This window comes from Collinsella aerofaciens, from assembly GCF_901212495.1.
GTDB classification, from domain to species: Bacteria; Actinomycetota; Coriobacteriia; order Coriobacteriales; family Coriobacteriaceae; genus Collinsella; species Collinsella aerofaciens_H.
Genome location: NZ_CAAKNY010000031.1, coordinates 13,287 through 33,197 on the forward strand (window position 1 = coordinate 13,287; position 19,911 = coordinate 33,197).

The 19,911-nt window shown below is 59.0% G+C and carries 21 protein-coding genes; 17 read left to right on the forward strand and 4 right to left on the reverse strand.

Annotated elements, in window-relative coordinates; genetic code table 11:
* Position 1: 1 nt before the first annotated feature.
* The 16 genes from ftsW to SFLMC1_RS03185 all read left to right on the forward strand — a co-directional run bounded on the left by ftsW (position 2) and on the right by SFLMC1_RS03185 (position 15,768).
* Entirely contained in the window at positions 2-1,522 is a 1,521-nt protein-coding gene (gene ftsW / locus SFLMC1_RS03110; RefSeq protein WP_152074012.1) for a putative lipid II flippase FtsW, read from the forward strand.
* Positions 1,512-2,627 carry an undecaprenyldiphospho-muramoylpentapeptide beta-N-acetylglucosaminyltransferase gene (murG, locus tag SFLMC1_RS03115; RefSeq protein ID WP_152074011.1) on the forward strand — a complete coding sequence of 372 codons (1,116 nt, stop codon included), beginning with the start codon at positions 1,512-1,514 and terminating at the stop codon, positions 2,625-2,627. The genes ftsW and murG overlap by 11 nt, the downstream gene beginning before the upstream one ends.
* A 97-nt stretch (positions 2,628-2,724) precedes the next feature.
* Positions 2,725-4,143 carry a UDP-N-acetylmuramate--L-alanine ligase gene (gene murC, locus SFLMC1_RS03120; protein WP_152074010.1) on the forward strand — a complete coding sequence of 473 codons (1,419 nt, stop codon included), beginning with the start codon at positions 2,725-2,727 and terminating at the stop codon, positions 4,141-4,143.
* Positions 4,144-4,148: 5 nt separating this feature from the next.
* Positions 4,149-5,060 (forward strand): UDP-N-acetylmuramate dehydrogenase, encoded by a 912-nt coding sequence (gene murB / locus SFLMC1_RS03125; RefSeq protein WP_152074009.1) that lies wholly within the window; start codon positions 4,149-4,151, stop codon positions 5,058-5,060.
* A gap of 73 nt (positions 5,061-5,133) precedes the next feature.
* Complete coding sequence (locus SFLMC1_RS03130) at positions 5,134-6,282, forward strand: cell division protein FtsQ/DivIB (RefSeq protein ID WP_226814244.1); 1,149 nt, start codon at positions 5,134-5,136, stop codon at positions 6,280-6,282.
* Between the two features lie 199 nt (positions 6,283-6,481).
* Positions 6,482-7,636 (forward strand): cell division protein FtsZ, encoded by a 1,155-nt coding sequence (gene ftsZ / locus SFLMC1_RS03135; protein WP_152074007.1) that lies wholly within the window; start codon positions 6,482-6,484, stop codon positions 7,634-7,636.
* A gap of 208 nt (positions 7,637-7,844) precedes the next feature.
* A complete protein-coding gene (locus tag SFLMC1_RS03140; RefSeq protein ID WP_152074006.1) occupies positions 7,845-8,645 on the forward strand; it encodes a polyphenol oxidase family protein in 801 nt (266 codons plus the stop codon).
* The gene (locus SFLMC1_RS03145) at positions 8,642-9,478 is read left to right on the forward strand and encodes a phosphate ABC transporter substrate-binding protein (RefSeq protein ID WP_152074005.1); all 837 of its coding nucleotides are present in this window, start codon (positions 8,642-8,644) and stop codon (positions 9,476-9,478) included. Before SFLMC1_RS03140 ends, SFLMC1_RS03145 begins: the two co-directional genes overlap by 4 nt.
* Before the next feature lies 1 nt (position 9,479).
* A complete protein-coding gene (gene pstC, locus SFLMC1_RS03150) occupies positions 9,480-10,406 on the forward strand; it encodes a phosphate ABC transporter permease subunit PstC (RefSeq protein ID WP_152074004.1) in 927 nt (308 codons plus the stop codon).
* 3 nt (positions 10,407-10,409) lie between these two features.
* Positions 10,410-11,315, forward strand: coding sequence for a phosphate ABC transporter permease PstA (gene pstA / locus SFLMC1_RS03155; protein WP_154063898.1), 906 nt, complete (start codon positions 10,410-10,412; stop codon positions 11,313-11,315).
* A gap of 12 nt (positions 11,316-11,327) precedes the next feature.
* On the forward strand, positions 11,328-12,131 hold the full coding sequence (gene pstB, locus SFLMC1_RS03160) for a phosphate ABC transporter ATP-binding protein PstB (RefSeq protein ID WP_154063899.1): 804 nt from the start codon (positions 11,328-11,330) through the stop codon (positions 12,129-12,131).
* Positions 12,132-12,223: 92 nt separating this feature from the next.
* Complete coding sequence (locus tag SFLMC1_RS03165) at positions 12,224-13,081, forward strand: phosphate signaling complex PhoU family protein (RefSeq protein ID WP_154063900.1); 858 nt, start codon at positions 12,224-12,226, stop codon at positions 13,079-13,081.
* 120 nt (positions 13,082-13,201) lie between these two features.
* Complete coding sequence (locus SFLMC1_RS03170) at positions 13,202-13,939, forward strand: YggS family pyridoxal phosphate-dependent enzyme (RefSeq protein WP_152074003.1); 738 nt, start codon at positions 13,202-13,204, stop codon at positions 13,937-13,939.
* A 60-nt stretch (positions 13,940-13,999) separates the two neighbouring features.
* Entirely contained in the window at positions 14,000-14,725 is a 726-nt protein-coding gene (locus tag SFLMC1_RS03175) for a cell division protein SepF (protein WP_152074002.1), read from the forward strand.
* A 57-nt stretch (positions 14,726-14,782) separates the two neighbouring features.
* Entirely contained in the window at positions 14,783-15,028 is a 246-nt protein-coding gene (locus SFLMC1_RS03180) for a YggT family protein (protein ID WP_222838021.1), read from the forward strand.
* 62 nt (positions 15,029-15,090) lie between these two features.
* Complete coding sequence (locus SFLMC1_RS03185; protein WP_152074000.1) at positions 15,091-15,768, forward strand: DivIVA domain-containing protein; 678 nt, start codon at positions 15,091-15,093, stop codon at positions 15,766-15,768.
* Between the two features lie 78 nt (positions 15,769-15,846).
* Here the strand turns inward: SFLMC1_RS03185 and SFLMC1_RS03190 are convergent, their stop codons facing one another.
* The 4 genes from SFLMC1_RS03190 to SFLMC1_RS03205 form a co-directional block, all read right to left on the reverse strand.
* On the reverse strand, positions 15,847-16,557 hold the full coding sequence (locus tag SFLMC1_RS03190) for a transposase (RefSeq protein WP_187323841.1): 711 nt from the start codon (positions 16,555-16,557) through the stop codon (positions 15,847-15,849).
* Positions 16,558-16,737: 180 nt separating this feature from the next.
* The gene (locus tag SFLMC1_RS03195; protein ID WP_152073998.1) at positions 16,738-17,268 is read right to left on the reverse strand and encodes a nitroreductase family protein; all 531 of its coding nucleotides are present in this window, start codon (positions 17,266-17,268) and stop codon (positions 16,738-16,740) included.
* A gap of 283 nt (positions 17,269-17,551) precedes the next feature.
* Positions 17,552-18,175: a DUF47 domain-containing protein gene (locus SFLMC1_RS03200; RefSeq protein ID WP_118237944.1), complete on the reverse strand. Its 624-nt coding sequence runs from the start codon at positions 18,173-18,175 to the stop codon at positions 17,552-17,554.
* Positions 18,176-18,242: 67 nt separating this feature from the next.
* Positions 18,243-19,292 (reverse strand): inorganic phosphate transporter, encoded by a 1,050-nt coding sequence (locus tag SFLMC1_RS03205; protein ID WP_152073997.1) that lies wholly within the window; start codon positions 19,290-19,292, stop codon positions 18,243-18,245.
* A gap of 250 nt (positions 19,293-19,542) precedes the next feature.
* Between SFLMC1_RS03205 and SFLMC1_RS03210 the strand changes: the two genes are divergently transcribed.
* Complete coding sequence (locus tag SFLMC1_RS03210) at positions 19,543-19,881, forward strand: hypothetical protein (RefSeq protein ID WP_152073996.1); 339 nt, start codon at positions 19,543-19,545, stop codon at positions 19,879-19,881.
* Positions 19,882-19,911 lie beyond the last annotated feature (30 nt).

Here is a 19,911-nt window from a genome sequence, read left to right on the forward strand (position 1 = left end):
AGTGAGAGAGGAGAGCCCCCGAAGTGATATGAGGAGGCCCGACTCGGACCGTGCTTCCTCGCTGCGTAGCACGCCGCGTTCTGGTCGCGGCGGGCAGACGTTCGGTGAGCGCTATATTGCCGGCGTCCCCGCCCGCATCATGCGCCCCCGTTTGATATTTATGGCCTGCCTGTTTAGCTTGGTTTGCTTTGGCTTGCTGATGGTGTACTCGGCATCTTCGGTCGAGGCGCTGCACGAGAATGGTTCGGCGACGTTTTTCCTGTCTCGACAGGCCGCGTTTGCCGGAGTTGGCGTGCTGGCTATGGTTGCCATCGTGCGCATCTTGCCGGACAGTTGGTTTGGGGAAGACGTGCTCAGGATTTTCCTCATAGGCATGATAGGGCTCCTGTTTCTGGTGTTCTTGGTGGGCAGCGGCAGTCGTGGCGCCACGCGCTGGCTCAACATCGCCGGTATTCAGTTCCAGCCGTCTGAGTTTTTAAAGCCGTTCGCCATCGCGTATTCGGCAATCATGCTCGACCGCATCTTTTCGCCCGGCGGCAACATCAACGAGTTTCTTCGCAAGATGGGTGTCTACCTGGGCATTTCGCTCTTTCTGATCTTTATTCAGCCCGATTTCGGCACCGTTTTGATCATCTTGTTGACCCTCATGTGCATGGCGTTGTTTGCGGGATTGGACCCCAAATATATTGTTTGGACGGTCGTTGCCGGTATCGCCGTCATTGCGATCGCCCTTATCGCCGAGCCGTACCGTATGACGCGTGTCGAGGTTGCTTGGAATCCTTGGGCAGACGAATATGGTGACGGCTATCAGGCAACACTTGCCATCATGGCGTTTGCCTCGGGCGGCCTATTCGGTCGCGGTATCGGCAACTCAACCATGAAGTACTCGTATTTGCCCGAGGCGCATAACGACTACATCTTGGCTATTATCGGCGAGGAAGTTGGCTTTATCGGAACCGTGCTGTTCTTCTTGGTGTTTGCGATGCTGATCTACTCGGCGTTTCGCATTGCCGAGCAGGCGAGCGACCGTCGCGGAGCACTTATGGCATCGGGTTCCGCGGTCATCCTTGCGGTGCAGTTTTTGATCAACGCGCTGGGTATTCTCAATGTGTTTCCCATGACGGGCAAGCCGCTGCCGTTTATTAGCTACGGTGGCTCGTCGATTATTGTGTCGCTTATGCTCGCCGGTCTGATCCTGCGCGTTTCGTATGAGAGTGCCCGTCGCGATGAGTACGACCGTCGCCGCGAGAGCTTTGCCGTTATGGATGAGAGTACCGCCGGCGTGCCCCACGTGCGCGGCGATCGTTCTTCGCGTAACGACTTTACCGTCCTGGATGGCTCTGCGACCGAGCCGGAAGCCCGTCCGCGTCAGCGAACGGCGTCGCAAGGTCGTCCTCAGCGCCCCACTCCTCGCAATGCGTACGGTGGATATAATCGAATCGATTTGAATTCGGACCCGTCGGCGCGTTTGCGCACCGATGACCAGGGGCCGCGTGTACGAAGGGATTACCATGACCGATAAGATGACCGTTGCTATTGCAGCCGGCGGCACGGCAGGACATATCAACCCCGCGCTCGCCCTGGCCGAGGAGCTGCGTGACCGCGGTCATCACGTCGTGTTCGTGGGCCAATCGCGCAAGCTCGAGGGCCGTCTGGTTCCCGAGACCGGATTCGATTTTGTGCCCATCACGGTCACGGGCTTCGATCGCTCGCGTCCCTGGACGGCGCTGACCTCGCTGTGGCGCGTCAACAAGGCGAAGCGTGCGCTTGCCAGTCACTTCTCGAAGGTCGGTAAGCCCGATGCCGCTATCGGCTTTGGTGCTTACGTTGAGGTCCCGCTGCTGGGTTGGTGCAAGGGCGCCGGCGTTCCGTATCTGCTGCACGAGCAGAACTCTGTTCCGGGTCTGGCCAATAAGATGATGAACTCACATGCCGCCCGCGTGTGCATTTCGGTACCTGCGGCCCGCGCGGTCTTTGAGCGCGAGGGCGACCCCGACCATGTGCTCATGACGGGCAATCCCGTGCGTCGTTCGGTGATCGAGGGCGATCGCGCTCGCGGCCGCAAGACGCTCGGTGTGCCCGAGGACGCGACGCTTCTGCTCGTCTTTGGTGGTTCACTCGGTGCCCGGCATCTCAACGAGCGCGTTGCCTCGCTCAAGAGTGAGCTGCTGACCCGCGAGAATCTCTACATTTTGCATTCGACGGGTGCCGACGGCTTTGAGGAGACCGAGCGCGCTTTGGCGCTGACGCCCGAGGAGGCGAAGCGCTATCGTGTCCAGCCCTACATCGACAACATGGGCGATATGCTGGCTGCGGCCGATCTGGTGCTCTCGCGTTCCGGCGCCTCGAGCGTGGCCGAGATCGCCGCGCTTGCCGTGCCCTCGGTACTCGTGCCGTATCCGCACGCTACGGCCGACCACCAGACCACGAATGCGCGTTACCTGGTCGATGCCGGTGCCGGCGTGCTATGCGCCGATGCCGATATCGATGCCCCTGCCTTTGCCGACGAGCTGCTGCGCCTGATCGATGACGCTGCAGCGCGTGATGCCATGCGTCAGGCGGCGCGTGGCTTGGCCCAGGACCGTGCCGCCGCACTTTTGGCCGACGCGGTAGAGGGATTGCGTTAGTTAGACGGGATATCGCCGGTCGCCCTCGCGCGGATGCGGTAGGTGCGGTACAGTTAACGGGTTACAGGCAGTGTTTACGCAAGGAGTACACGAGCACATGGCTGATTCCCAGACTGCAACCTCCGCGCCCGAGTTCAAGAGCGCCCACTTTATCGGTATCGGTGGCGCCGGCATGAGCGGCATCGCCCTCGTCCTGCACGAGCGCGGTTATACCGTTACCGGCTCCGACCTTAAGACGTCGCGCTATATTCGCCAGCTTACCCGCGCCGGCGTGAAGGTCCACGTGGGCCACGAGGCTGCGACGATCGATGAGGTCAAGCCCGACGTGGTTGTGGTCTCCACCGCAATTCCCGAATCCAACCCCGAGCTCGTGCGTGCCCGCGAGCTCGGTATTCCCGTGTGGCCCCGTGCCAAGATGCTCTCGGCCCTGGGCCACGGCTACACCACCATCGCCGTTGCCGGCACGCACGGCAAGACCACGACGTCTTCGATGTGCGCAACGATGCTCGATCGCATGGGTCTGGACCCCAGCTTTTTAATCGGCGGCATCGTCGAGGGCTACGACACCAACGGCAAGAACGGCTCGGGTGACTACTTTGTCGCCGAGGCAGACGAGTCCGACAGCTCGTTCCTGTTCCTGAACCCCAACGTGGTCATCGTGACCAACGTCGAGGCCGACCATCTTGACCACTACTCGGGCATCGAGGAGATCGAGGCCACCTTCGCCAAGTTTATGGGGCTGGTGGGCGAGGACGGCACCGTCATCGTTTGCGGCGAGGACCCGCATCTGGTCGAGCTCGCCAAGTCGACGGGCCGTCATGTGCTTTCCTATGGCTTTGCCGAGAACAACGACATCGTCTGCGTGCATCCGGATGTCAAGGGCATCCAGAGCGACTTTATCGTTCGTTTTGAGGACGGCACCGAGCACGCTGTCGAGATTAAGAGCAACCCCGGTCGTCACAACATGCTCAACGCCACGGCCGTCTTGACCGTCGCGCATGTCCTAGGCCTCGATATCGATGCCGCCGCTCGGGCACTTTCGAGTTTTGAGGGCGTCCGCCGTCGCTTTACCCACGTGGGCGATATCGACGGTATCACGGTGGTTGACGATTACGGCCATCATCCCACTGAGATCAAGGCGACGCTCGCTGCCGCCTCTTCGCTGGGCTACAAACATGTCGATGTCGTGTTCCAACCGCATCGCTATTCGCGCCTGCAGGCTCTGTGCGATGACTTTGCCGATGCCTTTGCCAACGCCGATAAGCTGCTGCTGATCGATGTGTTCTCCGCCGGCGAGATGCCGATTCCGGGCGTTACCTCAAAGATGCTCGCAGATACCGTTCGCGCCAAGCACCCCGGCAAGGAGGTCGTGTACTGCTCCAGCCGTCTTGAGCTCAACCATGAGCTTGAGAAGCTCGTGGGCGAGGGCGACCTGCTGCTCACCATGGGTGCCGGCGATGTTACGACCGTCGGCCCCGAGTTCATCGAGTATCTGACTGCCAAGAAAGACGCTTAACCTCTATGGGTCTTTTTAACGCCGTCATGGCGCTTTCGGGCATGATCGACACGGACGTGGTCGAGGACGAACGTCTTGCACGCCATACAAGCTATCGTATCGGCGGCAAGGCCGACCTCTTTGTGACGTGCCATAGCTATCATGCCCTGCGTCGCGCCGTGGCGGTGCTTGACCGCGAGCGGGTGCCGTGGGTGATTATCGGCAAGGGGTCCAACCTGCTAGTTGCCGATGCCGGTTATCGCGGCGCCGTTATTTCGCTGGGACGTGAGTTCCAGCGCACGGTTGTTGCCGAGGACGGTTGCACGCTGACCGTTGGTGCGGGCGTGATGTTCGCGCGTTTGGTCAACGACGCCTTGTCGCGTGGGCTTTCGGGCCTTGAGTTCGCGGTCGGCATTCCCGGTTCGGTCGGCGGCGCCGTGTCCATGAACGCAGGCACGCGGAACGAGTGGATCGGCTCCCTTGTCGAGGACGTGGTCACGTTTGATCCGGCGTCCGGTATTAAGCACTATGCAGGGTCCGAGATCGCTTGGGGGTATCGCGAGTGCAGCCTGCCGCGTAACGAGATCATTCTCGAGTGCGTGCTTAAGCTCAAGGCCGCGCCCAAGGCCGACATTCGCGAGCGCATGGAGCGGTACCTGACGCGCCGCAAGCGCACGCAGCCCATGGGCCGTGCATCCTGCGGATCGGTCTTTCGCAACCCGCCCGATGCAAGCGTGGGCAAGTTGATTGAGGATTGTGGATTAAAGGGTTTTTCGGTTGGCGGTGCGGAAGTCTCGCCCGTACACGCTAATTTTATCGTTAATAACGGAACCGCCTCGGCCGATGACGTGGCCGCGGTTATCAGGCATGTTCACGGAAAGGTGAGGGAGGCGTATGGCATCGAGCTCAGACCGGAAGTTAAATTCCTCGGCTTCTAGAGCATCGAAGCCAACCTTCCGCCGCGCCGGAGGGCGTTCCGGCGCACCTGCCCAGCCTCAACATAAGCCCGCCATGCCCTCCAAGTCTGTTGGGCCCGTTCGTCCTGCCAAGCGCCCGGTCGTCGGCTCACAGCTGGGAGGACGCCCCGCTTCTAAAAAGACGAGTCGTCCGGCTCCGTGTCCTTCGGTGACGCCCAAGCCGGCGATGGGCACCAAGACCTCCCGACCCATGGCGACGACCAGGCCTTCGCTGAGAGCTCGTGCGCCGCATGCCAGTCGTACGTTTGCTGGCGCTAAGCCGCGTTCACTGACATCGGTACCCGCCGCCAAGGCGTCTTCGGCAACAAAGGGCATCAATCCTCTGCCATCGCTGGGAGCCATGGCAAGCAAGACGGCCGACGCCGCTTCTGCCATTAAGGGTAAGGGCAAGATCGCGGGCGGCATCCTGGCAGCCGTGGCCGTACTTGCCATTATTGCCATCGTCGTCATCAACTCTGGCCTGTTTGCCGCAACCGATATCCAGATTTATGGTAGCGAGCATGTGACCAAGCACGACGCCATGCAACTCATCAATCTTCCCGAGAACACGTCGCTCTTTAACGTGGATCCCGATCAGATCACCGAGGGCCTCAAGCAAAACCCGTGGGTCTCGGGCGTGGATATCCAGCGCCAGTTTCCCCATACGCTTATCATCACGCCGACGGAGCGTAAAGTTATCGCCATTGCGTATATCAGCTCCGACGACCTTGCCTGGGCGATCGGAGACGATGACACCTGGATCGCTCCGCTGTCGACGTCTGTCGAGGTGGACGACCGGGGGAACGTCATTACATCGGGGGAGGGTGCCCGCACCCTGACCGGCATCGATGCGGCCCTGGCGCTTGCCAAGCACTACGGTGCCGTGCTGTTGACTGACGTCTCGGCCGATGTCGCACCGGTTTCGGGTCGGGCGGTGAGCTCCAAGGCCGTCAAGGCCGGCCTGGATTACGCACGCGGTTTTTCGAGCGAGTTCTTGGGCCAGGTGAAGGATATTTCCACGCCTTCCGTTGAGGCTATCTCGGCAAATCTCGACAATGGCGTCGAGGTGTCGCTGGGCGATTCGGATGATGTCGCCAAGAAAGAACGCATCGTGACCAAGCTACTTTCGCAGGTAGAGGGCGTAACCTATATCAATGTGCGCTCTCCGGGCAACTACACGTTTAGGAACGCACCGACCGCCTAGCATCCTAAATGGCTTTGTTGAGGGGCCATACCACGCCGTTTATCTGGTTTGTTTGGTTTTCACGGTCAATTATTTGACTGATACGTTCATAATGTGCAAACATAATACGGTTTACCTTTGCATTTACTTTCAACCTAAAGGTTAATGTGCGCAGGGGTCGACCCATGCTATGGCTATAACCTTTGTTCGGAGGACCGACATGCACGAGACAGAGATCAACAACTACCTTGCCGTCATTAAGGTGGTCGGCGTCGGCGGCGGCGGTACCAACGCGGTCAATCGAATGATCGAAGAGGGCATCCGCGGCGTCGAGTTTGTTGCCATCAACACCGATGCTCAGGCACTCGCGATCTCTGATGCCGATATCAAGGTGCACATCGGCACCGACCTTACCCGCGGCCTGGGCGCCGGCGCCAACCCCGAGGTTGGTCGCAAGGCTGCCGATGAATCCCGCGACGATATCGCCGAGGCGCTCGCTGGTGCCGACATGGTGTTCATCACCTGCGGCGAGGGCGGTGGTACCGGTACCGGCGCCGCTCCCATCGTTGCCGATATCGCGATGAACGAGGTTGGCGCGCTGACCGTCGCCGTCGTGACCAAGCCCTTCACCTTCGAGGGTCGCAAGCGCAAGAAGAGTGCCGAGGAGGGCATCAAGACCCTCTCCGATTGCGTCGACACCATGATCGTTATCCCTAACGACAAGCTGCTTGACATCGCCGAGAAGAAGACCACGATGCTCGAGGCGTTCGCGATTGCCGATGGCGTCCTTTCCCAGGGCACCCAGGGCATCACCGACCTCATCACCGTCCCGGGTATTATCAACCTGGACTTCGCCGATGTTAAGACCATCATGAAGCAGGCCGGTACCGCCATGATGGGTATCGGTACCGCTTCTGGGGACACCCGTGCCGTCGACGCTGCCCAGCAGGCTATCTCCAGTCCGCTGCTCGAGAGCTCCATCGATGGCGCCACGCGCGTCCTGCTTTCCATCGCTGGCTCCAAGGACCTGGGCATCCAGGAGATCAGCGATGCCGCCGACGTTGTCGCCAATGCCGTCGACCCCGAGGCCAACATCATCTTTGGTACCGTTGTTGACGAGTCCCTGGGCGACCAGGTACGCATCACCGTTATCGCCACGGGCTTCTCCGACTCTAACGTCAACCGTCAGGACGAGCTCTTTGCTGCTCAGCAGTCTCAGGGCAAGGCAGCCGCTTCCGCTGAGCCGCAGCGCACTGCTCCGGCTGCCAGTCCGGCTCAGGCCGCGCCGACTCGCAACGTCGGCGGTACCGAGCTGCCCAACTTTGGCAACGACCAGTTTGAGCTTCCCGACTTCCTCAAGCGCGGCAGCTTCTAAGTCGTTCATCTCATTCTTTTGCACCGGGGCGCATCCGTATGGGTGCGCCCCTTTTGTTTTGACTCTGTAAACCCGAGTATCCAATCTCTTTACGTTCCCTTTACGTTTGCCTCCAAAGCAGCGGGTATCCTTTTTAAGAAGTATGACAGCCGTGTAAACACGACTGTGCGGCGACGCCGCGGTACTTGTTGTATTAGGAGGCTTTAGTATGGCAGCACGTGCGGACAGAGTTTCGCGTGTCGACCATGATGGAGTTACGTTGGTGGAGGGCGCGATAGCAGATGCACGCTTTGCCTTTACCGAGCGCACCGGTGGCGTTTCCGAAGATGCGTACTCCTCACTCAACCTGGGATCGCATGTAGGCGATGACCCCTTTGCTGTTCAAGAAAATCGTCGTCGAGCGCTCGAAGCCATGGGCGCCACCGAGTGCGAGCACGATCTGCTCGTGCCCAATCAAGTACATGGTGACCATATCGTTACGGTGACCTCGAACGGCGCCGACGATCTTGAGGCTGTTCGCGAGCAGATTGCCGAGGGCTGCGATGCCATCGTCTGCACGGCCCGTAAGGTGCCCGTGATGCTTTGCTTTGCCGATTGCGTTCCCGTGGTGCTGGTTGCTCCTAACGGTTTTGCCGTGGTGCATTCTGGCTGGAAGGGCACGATTGCGCGCATTTCCGCCAAGGCCTGCCAAGCACTCTGCGAGGTAGCTGGCTGCACACCAAAGGACATTTCTGCCTATATTGGGCCCCATATCCTAGGCGACGAGTACGAGGTGCCCCAAGAGCTTATGGATCGCTTTGCCGTCGAATTCGCGTGCATCGATGCTACCGATTCCCGTATGCTCGATCTTTCCGCCGCCATTCGCGAGACGCTGGTGGATGCCGGTGTCGATGTGAACGGCATTGTGGACACCAAACTTTCCACCGTTCGTCAGAACGACCGCTTTTATTCCTACCGCAACGAGGGTGGCACCTGCGGGCGCCATGCAGCGATCGGCGTGATGCTATGAGAAAGATCGGATCGGTCCTGAGTGCAGCGGTGCTCACGCTCACGCTGTGCGCCTGCTCCTCGGGATCTTCTACGTCTTCTATTACCGTGGCCGGCTCGACTACCTGCCTTCCCATTGCCGAGATCGCGGCCGAGGGCTTTAAGGAAGAGACCGGCATCGACGTGCTCGTCTCCGGCCTTGGCTCCTCTGCGGGTATCGAGGCCGTCAGCAACGGCACGGCCGACATTGCCAGCTCGTCTCGTGGGCTCAATGCCGATGAGCAAGACCTGGGCTTGACCCCGATCGTAATCGCGCACGACGGGATTGCGGTCATCGTAAACGACGACAACCCGGTCGACAACCTCTCGGCCGAGCAGCTCCGTGACATATACGCCGGCAAGATCACCAACTGGAAAGAAGTCGGTGGAGAGGATCTGAAGATTCAGGTTATCAATCGCGACGAGGCGTCCGGTACGCGCGAGGCCTTCCGTACCATCGTGATGGACGGCATGCCGTTCGATCGTCGCTCGGCTGTTCTTTCGGGTACGGGCCAGGTACGCGATGTCGTGTCCCGCTCGCGTGGCGCTATTGGCTACATTTCGCTCGGTTTTGTTGAGAGCCTCAACGCCCAGACCTCGGTCAAGGCCGTTTCGGTCAACCATGTCGAGGCATCCGAGAAGACGGTCGCAAGTGGCGGCTATCCCATCTCGCGCGACCTTTACTTTTTTGTGAAAGGTACCCCTTCGCAGCGGGCGCAGGACTACATTGACTATGTGACGTCCCAAAAGATGGACAAGCAGATTCGCGAGGCGGGCTTTATTCCCGTCACCAACGACGGAAAGGGGAGTGAGTAGCGTGGAAGCACAGGAAATCCCCCAGATTGAGCACGAGGCTCAGGCGCCCAAAAAGCGTGAGTTGGCGTTGGTATCGCATAGCACCTATCTCAAGGAGAAGGCGCTACAGTGGATCTTTTTTGCCTGCGCGTTCTTGGCGGTCGTCACCGTCATCCTGATTTTTGTCTTTACCACGTACTCGGCGCTGCCCGTCTTTACCGATATCGGTCTGGCGGACTTCTTTAGCTTTACGTGGGCGCCCTCTGAGGGTCACTACGGTATCATGTCGCTGTTGGCGGGCTCCGGTCTGGTGACGGTCGGTGCGCTCGCCATGGGCGTGCCCTTGGGTGTGGGCACGGCCGTGTATCTGGTCGAGATCGCCAGTAAGCGCGTGCGCAGGTTCATCAGCCCCGCCGTTGACCTACTGGCGGGCATCCCCTCCATCATCTACGGTTTCTTTGGCATGGTCATCATTCGTCCGTTTATCGCGCAGCTGACCGGCGGTCTTGGCTTTGGCGCACTGACGGCGTGGTTCGTGCTTGCCATCATGATCGTTCCCACCATCACCACGCTCACCATCGATGCCCTCAATTCCATTCCCATGGGTATTCGCGAGGCATCCTATGCCATGGGTGCCACCAAGTGGCAGACCATCTACAAGGTCGTGCTGCCTGCAGCCAAGTTGGGCATCGTCGATGCGATTGTCTTGGGCATGGGGCGTGCCATCGGCGAGACCATGGCCGTGCTCATGGTCGTTGGCAACGCTCCGGTCATCCCGGACAGCATCTCGAGTCCCATCTCGACGCTCACGAGTCAGATCGCGCTCGACATGAGCTATTCCTCGGGCCTTCACCGCTCGGCTCTGTTTGGCATGGGCGTGGTCCTGTTTATCATTTCCGCGGCATTGGTGGGTATCGTCCGTCTGATTTCCAAGAAGAAGAGGGGGTAGGCTATGTCCGATTCCGTTGACACGATGGTCGATGCGACCTCATCGCGCGAGCGCATCAAGCGTGCCCTTTCCCATGGTAAGAAGGGCCGTATCAACAAGGATCTGTCCAACAAGATTATGCTCGGCGTGTTTCGCGCCGCGGCCTATATCACCACGCTGGTACTGGTCGCCATTATCGCCTACGTGGTCATCAACGGTCTGCCGCACATCTCGCTCGACTTTATCTTCGGCTGGCCGCAGGGCGTAAACGCCGAGGGCGGCATTTGGCCCACAATCGTCTCGACCATCTACGTGACGGCGCTCGCCATGCTCATCTGCACGCCGGTTGCCGTCTTGGCTGCGGTCTATCTGGCCGAGTACGCAAAGCAGGGCAAGGTTGTCGACATCATTCGCTACGCCGCCGATGCTTTGGCCTCGGTGCCCTCCATTGTTATGGGCCTCTTTGGCTATGCCTTGTTTGTCGAGGCCATGGGCCTGGGTCTTTCGATGGTTTCGGCCGCCCTGGCACTCGCGCTTCTGATGCTGCCCATTGTCATGCGCACCACCGAGGAGGCAATCCGCGCCGTTCCACGCTATATCCGTTGGGGCGCATATGGCCTGGGCGCCACCAAGTGGCAGGTCGTCTCCAAGATCGTGCTTCCTTCGGCTTTTGGCCGCATCGCCACCGGCATCGTGCTCGCCATCGGCCGCGCCATCGGCGAGACCGCCGTGGTGCTCTACACCATGGGTCAGGCCATCAATCTGCCTATCACGCCGCTCGATTCCGGTCGCCCCATGACCGTTCACCTTTATCTGCTTGCCAATGACGGCATCAACATGAACGCAGCCTACGGCACCGCGCTTTTGCTGATGGCGATTATTCTGGCCTTCAACCTGTTTGCGCGTTATCTGTCGCGCAAACGCCGCTAGTTAAGGAGTCCCATGTCCGTCTATCAGTCCGCTCCCACGCTGGAGCAAGCGGCCATCACGGCCAAGGATTTCAACTTCTGGTACGGTGACTTTCATGCGCTGACGGGGCTCGACCTCAATATCGCTAAAAATGCCATTACTGCTTTTATTGGCCCTTCGGGTTGCGGCAAGTCGACGTTTCTGCGCTGCATCAACCGCATGAATGACCTGATCGAGGGTACGCGCGTCGAGGGCACCATTGCGCTCGACGGCAACGATATCTATGCCGAGGGCGTCGATCCGGTCGACCTCCGTCGTCGCGTGGGCATGATCTTTCAGCAGCCCAACCCATTCCCTAAATCCATCTACGAGAATGTCGCCTTTGGCCCTCGTCTGCAGGGCGTGACTAGCAAAAGCGACCTCGATGACATCGTGGAAGAATCGCTCAAGCGCGCCAACCTCTGGAAAGAGGTATCCAATCAGCTCAACAAGGATGGTTTGGCGCTCTCGGGCGGTCAGCAGCAGCGTCTGTGCATCGCGCGCGTGCTTGCGGTGCAGCCCGATGTCCTGCTGATGGACGAGCCCTGCTCCGCCATCGACCCTACCTCCGTCTCTAAGGTCGAGGATCTGATGGCCGAGCTGGCGCCCGAGATGACGATCATCATCGTTACGCATTCAATGCAGCAGGCTGCTCGTATTAGCGACTATACCGCATTCTTTTTGCAGGAAGTTGCCGGCGAGCCTGCCACGCTCATCGAATATGGTCAAACCGACGCGATCTTCACCAGCCCGGTGGATTCGCGGACGGAAGACTATATCACCGGCCGCTTTGGCTGATCGGTGCGACTAGTCCCAAGCCGATCGGACTTGGTCCGGTGCGTATTCACTGTGCGGGCGGCATGACCGCACCCAACTGATTGGAGTGAACCATGCGCAAACTGTTTTCCCGTCAGCTCATCGAGGCCCGTCACGAGATGCTGAGCATCTACGAGGCGGTAGACCTAGCGCTTCACGACGCCGTGAAGGCCTATGTGACCGACGATCGCAAGCTCGCCACCAAGACCAAGAAGCGCACGCTTTCGATTGACGCGCGCTGCGCCAACTTGGAGGCCGTGTGCTACAACCTGATCGCTACGCAGTCGCCGGTCGCCTCCGACTTCCGCTTGCTGCAGACAATCATCTATGTCGACTTTAACCTGCAGCGTATGACCGATAAGGTTCGCCAGATCTGCCGTGCCGCCAGTCATATGGTCAAGGCCGACATCTCGCTGCCTCAGGAGCTTGTGACCTTGGTTGAAGCCGAGGCCGAGGCCGTCTATCAGGTGCTGGGCTCTTCGCTTTCTGCCCTGGTTGCCAACGACATGTCCATCATCTGCAACCGGGCCGTCGAGGACGAGCCGGTGCACGCCGCCTACGAGAAGTTCTTCCGTACCTTTAACCGCATGGATGCCGGCGAGTTTATGGATGACAACAGCAATTACGACGACCTGCGCCGTGCCATCATGGTCTCGCGCTATCTCGATCGTATCGCATCGATTTCCATCGATGCCGCCTGCCGTCTGACCTTCCTGCTGACCGGCCAGCGCATGAACGCCGGCGATATCGCCCGTACGGATGAGGATGAGCTCGAGAGCATGCGCGTGCCTTCGGGTGAGGGTGTCATCATAAGGCCCGCCGTCGACGCGCGTTTTGTTGCCAAGGTGCCCGCTGACGAGGTGAGCGAAGGTCTTCGCTACCTGTTTGATCATCTTGAGGATGAGGATGATGCCGAGGACGACGAGGAGTAGGGTAGCCCCGTTCGTCGAAAGATTGTAAATACCTAAGTGAGCGCGGCCTTGCGGATGCGGGGCCGCGCTCTTGCGTTAGCATGGGACTACTTGTTGTGCTGTTAGCGGAGGCGATTGGCAATGGATGACTATTTGGACTTGATACGCGCTCGCCGCGGGCAGATTCTGGAGCGTTTTTATGCAGCACTCGATCGCGCGGGCCGTCCCCACGATGCCGCGCGCTTGATTGCCGTCTCCAAGACTGTTGGCGTCGATGAGACCGTTGCCGCTATTCGGGCGGGGTATCGCCATTTTGCCGAGAACCGCCCGCAGGAGCTCGTTCGCAAGCTTGTGGGCCTTGCGGAGCATCCGGAGCTACCCAAGGTGCACTTCGATATGATCGGCAACCTGCAGACCAACAAGATTAATGCGGTTCTGGGCTCGGCCGAGCTGATTCATTCGGTCGGCTCGCTGCATTTGGCTCAGGCTATCTCGAGCCGTGCGGTTCGCAAGATGGAGGCGGGCGAGCTCTCCGGCCCCCAGCGTGTGCTGATCGAGGTCAATGTGAGCGGCGAGGAGTCCAAGGGCGGCTTTTCGCCCGATGAGGTTCGTGACGCCGCAGGTGAGCTTGCGGAGCTTGAGGGAATTTGTGTGCAGGGGCTTATGACTATGGCGCCACGGGGGAACAAAGATGTGGCGCGCCGCATCTTTGCCGGACTTCGCGAGCTAAGGGATGAGCTTGAGGCCACGCACTCCGATCTGAGCCTGACCGAGCTTTCCTGCGGCATGAGCGAGGACTTTGAGTCTGCCCTTGAGGAGGGCTCTACGCTCGTTCGCCTGGGCAGGGTAGTATTTAGCCCGGAGTTTGCAGTAAAATAAGGCTCTGAAGTGCGCGCTGATTATCGGAGTGCCTGCACTAAACCGCGAGAGGACACAAGCATGGGCTTCCTTGACGAGATTAAAAATAAGATGCACCTGGGTGGCCAGCAGGGTTACGACCAGGGTTATGGTCAGGACGACGACTACGGCTACGATGATGGCTATGACGACGGCTACCAGAACAACGGTTACAGCGGTGCCTCGGGCGAGGGCTTCTACACCCAGGATGAGCCGAGCAACGGCCTGTTGGGTCAGACGCGCCGCGGCGAGGCCGAGTCGGTGGCCGTGTACACACGCTCCGGTCAGCTGGTCGGCGACGATTCTCGCCACGCTACGACCTACAACCCGCCATCGCGCTCGCAGGAGACGGTTGCGGGCGGTTATCGCCCCGGTGCCTACGACACGCCGTCGAGCTACGCCGAGAGTACACGTGCCCGCGCTGCTGCCCCCGCACCCGCTCCCTCACCGAGCGATGCCTCGGCGTATGCGAACAACATCATCAACGCTACGCCGCAGCTGCCGGCCTATGTCCTGCGTCCCGAGAGCTATGACGACGTGGAGACCGTCGTGCGCCGCGTGCGTACCAAGCAGCCTGTCGCGCTGATTTTTGTCGGCGTTCGTACCGAGGTCGCCAAGCGCGTCCTGGACTTCTCTTACGGCTTTGCCTGTGGCCTGGGTGCCACAGTCAAGGAGGTGGGCGATCGCGTGTTTATGGTGCTGCCCGCCGGTTGCGAGGTCAAGGATTCGGACCTTAAAAAGCTCCGTGCCGACGGCTACCTTAAGTAAAAGCAAGACGAGGAGATTCTCATCAACATCTACACCATTGTCCAGCTGATCAATACGCTGTTCAACTTTTACTCCACGCTCATCGTGGTCTACTGCCTTATGACGTGGATCCCTATGAAACAGGGCGGATTGCTACAGGATATCGCCGCTGTTCTCGATAGTGTGTGCGGCCCGTGGCTCAATTTGTTCCGCCGGTTTATCCCGCCCATGGGCGGCGTCGATTTTTCACCGGTCGTTGCGATTATTGCGTTGCAGTTGGTGCAGAAGCTGGTTCTGCAACTTCTTATAGGTATACTCATATAAAACTGGCTTAGTAACTCACGTCGGGCGCACGGCGCCAAGGCGAAGATAAAGGAGAACTTGTTATGGCTATTACCCCTGCTGACATTCAGGCTCAGACCTTCTCTGAGGCCAAGCGCGGCTACGATCCCGCCGAGGTCGACGTCTTCCTGGAGACGCTGTCCTCTGAGGTCGACGCCATGCTCGCCAAGATTGTCGATCTTAAGGGTCGTCTGACTGCTACCGAGCAGCAGCTTGCCGATACGCAGGCCCAGCTTGCCCAGGCTCAGGACGCCGCCGCGCAGGCCGTTCCCGCCGCTCCTGTGGCCGCTCCTGCGCCCGACTTCTCCGCTCAGGAGCGCCAGATTTCCGCGGCGCTGATCGCTGCCCAGCAGACCGCCGAGGGTATCGTTAACGACGCCAACGAGAACGCCGAGCGCATCCGCAACGAGGCCGACGCCAAGGCCCGCGAGGTCATCCGCCAGGCCCTGACCGAGAAGCAGGCCGAGCTCGAGGAGATCGACCGTCTGAAGGCTTCCCGTGAGGAGTTTAAGGCCGAGTACCTCAAGCTCATCCAGCACTTCATGGACGATGCTCAGAACTCCTTCCCGGCCGATCTCATGGCTTCCACACCGGTCGGTTCCGCCGCTTCTCCGGCTGTGACCGTTCCTGCTGCCGAGCCGCTGCCCGTCGCCGAGCCGGTTATCCCCGTTGCCGATCCCTTCGCGCCGATCGACAACTTCGCCGCCGACGACCTGGACTAACGATCGGACTACAATCCAGCATCCTTGTGAGGAGCTCGCGCCTGCGGGCTCCTTTTTAGTAGTTTTTTGGGACATGCCTTAATTTCTACCTTTTTTGATGATTTTAAATACCGTGCTACGGGGGATGCCTGTTACGAGTTCGATTTGTTTGAGCGAAAGTCCGATGTCTGCAAGTTTGATCAGCGCTTCATTTCGCGGTGGTTTTTCCAAGCTTTTGACTTGCACGCATCGCAAAGGATATAAGGCGGCTTCGGCAACTTCACGATAATCCTGCTCAGAAATTGACCTTCCGGTTTTGATGTAATACGCATTGGGAAGTCCGGACGTACTAAATCGATAGAAGCTCTCGGTGCTGCCGAGCAGGGCGTTAATCGTTGATGTGTCGGTAATCTGCGGCTCAGTCATGTATTCGTGAAAACTGCTCCATCGGTATTCCAATAGGGAGGCACGTCCCCCTTTGACTGGGTTATCGTGGATATACCTCATGGCTTGCAAGAGCTGATTGTCGTCTTCGATAGGCTTGCTGTAGAAGCGACCCTTGAACACGGGACCCTCCAGCCCGGTTTTTCCTTTGAAAAACATTGCATATCCGGTGCCGAGTCTCTGGAATGCCTCGCTCACGTTGGCATCTGGGTCATCGAGTAACAGGTGCGTATGGTTGTCCATTAGACACCATGCCAAGAGGCGCAAGTGGTGGCGTTGAAACGACCTGTTGAGTAGATTGAGATAGTAAAGCCTATCTTCGGCGTCCTCGAAGATCTGCTGTCCGCCGGCGCCCTTTTGAACCACGTGATAGCATCCTTTTTCCGTTAGGGTTCGTGGGCCTCGTGACATAGATCCTCCAAAGCATCGGTCTGTCGACTGGACTTTAAGGATAAGCATGGAAAGGCCGAGCTCTGCTGATGTGATTGCAGAACTCGGCGAACGGGTGAGCGGTCAAAGGTAGATTTTAAGGCATGTCCCAAAAATCTACTTGAGGAGGAAGTCGGGGAGGGGAATGGTGCGGGCCTCGCGATGCTCGGGGTCGGCGATATGATCGGCAGGATAGCCACAGACGAGCATATGATACGGATAGACGCCCTCGGGTAGGCTGAACCGCTCACAGGCCACCTCGGGCTTAAAATGGCACACCCAACACGTACCCAGGCCCTGCTCCTTCGCCTCCATCATCATCTGATCGCACACGATCGAGGTGTCGATCTCGCTGGAGTTCATCTGGTCATACGGGCGCACCCAGGCGTCATCGGTAACGCTGCAGATAAGGAAGATAAGCGGCGCCCCAAAGATAGACCCATCACGAGCAAAGCGCGGCTGACAAGCAGCAGCCTTTTCCAACAACTCCGGAGTATCAAGCACCATCACGCGGCTTGGATGATTATTGCAGGCAGAAGGAGCAATACGCCCCGCCTCAACAATGGCATCCACCACCGACTGCTCAACAGGACGGTCCTCAAACGAACGACAAGAATAACGACCCCGAGCCAGATCCAAATAAGACATACAAGCCCTCCTAAAATTAAAAATCAAACAAACCCAAAGTAACCTAAAGAGTACCCAAGGCAGCAATCAGTCAAACGCTCATCAAGGGCCAAAGTGTTCGAACGGGCACCGAAGGTCCCTTCAGCCAAGCCCCCATTGCGCTAAAACTATCAGCCAAAGTTCCCAATGGTGGTGCGTAAGGCGAAGGGCCGGCCACGGTTTACTTTCGAACGACTCTGCAAAGCAGCCGGAGTGAGAAAGCAAACCGTGGCCGGCCCTTCGCCGCCGGGACACGTACCCCCAATTAACTGTTCTTCATGACAATCGAATCCACAACATCAGCCACATTCTCACAGCAGTCAGCGCAGTACTCCAGGAAGGCATAGACGTCACGCCAGGCGATGACCTCGAGCGGATCCTTGCCGTTGACATGCAGGTTGCGCATAGCGTTGATGTAGAGCTCGTCGGCCTCGGACTCGATGGTGTTGATCTGGATGACGAGTTCGCGCAGGGTCTTGGACTTGCGGTAGTTGGGCAGCTCGACCATCAGGTCCTTCATGGCGCGGCAGGCGTCGGTCACCTTGTGGGCGATTACGATGGCATCGGGATGGATGCTCTGGATGTTGGTGAAGTAGACGCGCTGCACGACGCCCTCGATACGGTCGAGCACGGTGTCGAGCGAGCAGCTCATCAGGTTCAGGTCCTCGCGCTCAAGCGGGGTGATAAAGGCCGTGAGCAGGGCGTCCTCAAGCTCATGGTGTTTCTTGTCGGCCGCATGCTCGATCGCGTGCATCTTGTCGAGCATATCGTGAATCTTCGCGGGATCGAAGTTCTCGAAAATCTGGGTGAGCAGCTCGGCAGCCTGGACGGCAAGATCGGCGCAGGCGACGTAGTTGTCAAAGTAGAACGAATCGGGTTTCTTTGCCATGAGTGGGTCCTTTCGAGGCGAAGATGGGTGGGCGAAGTATTACGGTCCGGATGGGCGCTCGGTGTGACTAGATGAACATCATGAACAGCTTGGCCATGACAAAGCTGATGAGTCCACAGGCGGGGAAGGTGAAGAACCAGGTGAACATCATGTCCTTGACCACGCCAAAGTTGATGGCCGAAAGGCGCTTGACGGCGCCGACGCCCATGATGGCGCAGGTCTTGATGTGGGTGGAGGACACGGGGATGCCGGTAAGGGTGGCAAGCAGCAGATTCGCGGCGCCTGCGAGGTCGGCGGAGAAGCCCTGATACTTCTCGAGCTTGACCATGCTCTGGCCGACGGACTTGATGATGCGCTCGCCGCCCACGCTGGTGCCGATGCCCATGGTGGCCGAGCACAGCAGCATGATCCAGATGGGGATGCCGGCGTCGCCGACGCCGGTCTGGCCGTTGGCGAAGGCGACACCTAAAATGAGCACGCCGATGAACTTCTGTCCATCCTGCGCGCCGTGCATAAAGCTCATGGCCGCAGCGCTCGCGATCTGAGCATATTTAAAGAAGACGTTGGCACGTCGCCTATTGGCAGCGGCAAACAGAATCGAGACGAGTTTGCACAGGACCCAGCCCATGACAAAGCCCAGACCGATGGAGAGCGCCAGGCCGTAGATGACCTTCATCCACTCGTGGATGTTGACGCTGCCGGCACCGCCGAGGGCGATGGCGGCGCCGGTGAGGCCGGCGATGAGGCTGTGGCTCTGAGAGGTGGGAATGCCAAAGCGCGATGCCGTGGCGCCGTAGACGACGATAGAGAAGAGCGCCGCGCACAGGCAAGCGAGCGCCATGGTGCTGTTTCCGCCAAAGTCGACGATATGTGAGATGGTGTTGGCGACGCTCGCGTTAAAGTGCGTCATGATGAGCACGCCCAAGAAGTTGAATGCGGCGCTCATGAGAATGGCGGCGCGGGCGGGCATGCAACGCGTGGTGACGCAGGTCGCGATGGCGTTGGGCGCGTCGGTCCATCCGTTGACGAAGATGGCACCGAGCGCGAGGATCACGGTGACGGCAAGGACTGGGTTCGACACAAGTTGGCCGAGGAAGGTTGAGAACGTTACGTCCATATATGGGCTTTCTCGAAGTTTGCAGACACGTTACAAAAACATGATAAATCGTATCACCTCCTGCGAGTTTCTTTACCTAGTTCTGATGGGAGAAGTGAATTTTTCGGCACTACAATTGAATATTAGCTCTGTTGACCGCGGTCGTTCCTTTTGCTCATACGTTGCGCGGACACGCGCGTGCGCCCCAACACCCCAAAACCACAGTCTGTTCGCTTTACAACATGCAAACACGCGTTCGATAATAGGGGGCATGGAATATCGACAGACAGACGGCAAAACTCGGCGCGTGCACAAGCAGTATGTGGACGTCGTGGCCCGCATCCTTGCGGGCGGACAAGTCGTGCCGGTCACCGTCTGCTGGGTCGACGGTCGCTGCTTTACGATCGACGAAATTATCTCGACCACCGGGTTTGACCTGATGGTCCACGGTGTCCGTACGGCAACATATAAGGTGCGTTTTGGCGGGCACGCGACCGAGTTGTATCTGGAGGACCAGACGCGCGAGCGGGCGGACGGCTCGCAGGCGCACGTGATGCGTTGGTGGGTCTGGGCCTTTGATCGTACGCTTGAGGGCGAGCGCCGTAGGTAAGGACGTACGGCATTCGGGTACAATGACAGG

Excerpts from the sequence above, each read along its gene's own strand:
- murG (WP_152074011.1), top strand. The coding sequence starts at position 1,512 with ATGACCGATAAGATGACCGTTGCTATTGCAGCCGGCGGCACGGCAGGA.
- murC (WP_152074010.1), top strand. The coding sequence starts at position 2,725 with ATGGCTGATTCCCAGACTGCAACCTCCGCGCCCGAGTTCAAGAGCGCC.
- murB (WP_152074009.1), top strand. The coding sequence starts at position 4,149 with ATGGGTCTTTTTAACGCCGTCATGGCGCTTTCGGGCATGATCGACACG.
- SFLMC1_RS03130 (WP_226814244.1), top strand. The coding sequence starts at position 5,134 with ATGCCCTCCAAGTCTGTTGGGCCCGTTCGTCCTGCCAAGCGCCCGGTC.
- ftsZ (WP_152074007.1), top strand. The coding sequence starts at position 6,482 with ATGCACGAGACAGAGATCAACAACTACCTTGCCGTCATTAAGGTGGTC.
- SFLMC1_RS03140 (WP_152074006.1), top strand. The coding sequence starts at position 7,845 with ATGGCAGCACGTGCGGACAGAGTTTCGCGTGTCGACCATGATGGAGTT.
- SFLMC1_RS03145 (WP_152074005.1), top strand. The coding sequence starts at position 8,642 with ATGAGAAAGATCGGATCGGTCCTGAGTGCAGCGGTGCTCACGCTCACG.
- pstA (WP_154063898.1), top strand. The coding sequence starts at position 10,410 with ATGTCCGATTCCGTTGACACGATGGTCGATGCGACCTCATCGCGCGAG.
- pstB (WP_154063899.1), top strand. The coding sequence starts at position 11,328 with ATGTCCGTCTATCAGTCCGCTCCCACGCTGGAGCAAGCGGCCATCACG.
- SFLMC1_RS03165 (WP_154063900.1), top strand. The coding sequence starts at position 12,224 with ATGCGCAAACTGTTTTCCCGTCAGCTCATCGAGGCCCGTCACGAGATG.
- SFLMC1_RS03170 (WP_152074003.1), top strand. The coding sequence starts at position 13,202 with ATGGATGACTATTTGGACTTGATACGCGCTCGCCGCGGGCAGATTCTG.
- SFLMC1_RS03175 (WP_152074002.1), top strand. The coding sequence starts at position 14,000 with ATGGGCTTCCTTGACGAGATTAAAAATAAGATGCACCTGGGTGGCCAG.
- SFLMC1_RS03185 (WP_152074000.1), top strand. The coding sequence starts at position 15,091 with ATGGCTATTACCCCTGCTGACATTCAGGCTCAGACCTTCTCTGAGGCC.
- SFLMC1_RS03195 (WP_152073998.1), bottom strand. The coding sequence starts at position 17,268 with ATGTCTTATTTGGATCTGGCTCGGGGTCGTTATTCTTGTCGTTCGTTT.
- SFLMC1_RS03200 (WP_118237944.1), bottom strand. The coding sequence starts at position 18,175 with ATGGCAAAGAAACCCGATTCGTTCTACTTTGACAACTACGTCGCCTGC.
- SFLMC1_RS03205 (WP_152073997.1), bottom strand. The coding sequence starts at position 19,292 with ATGGACGTAACGTTCTCAACCTTCCTCGGCCAACTTGTGTCGAACCCA.
- SFLMC1_RS03210 (WP_152073996.1), top strand. The coding sequence starts at position 19,543 with ATGGAATATCGACAGACAGACGGCAAAACTCGGCGCGTGCACAAGCAG.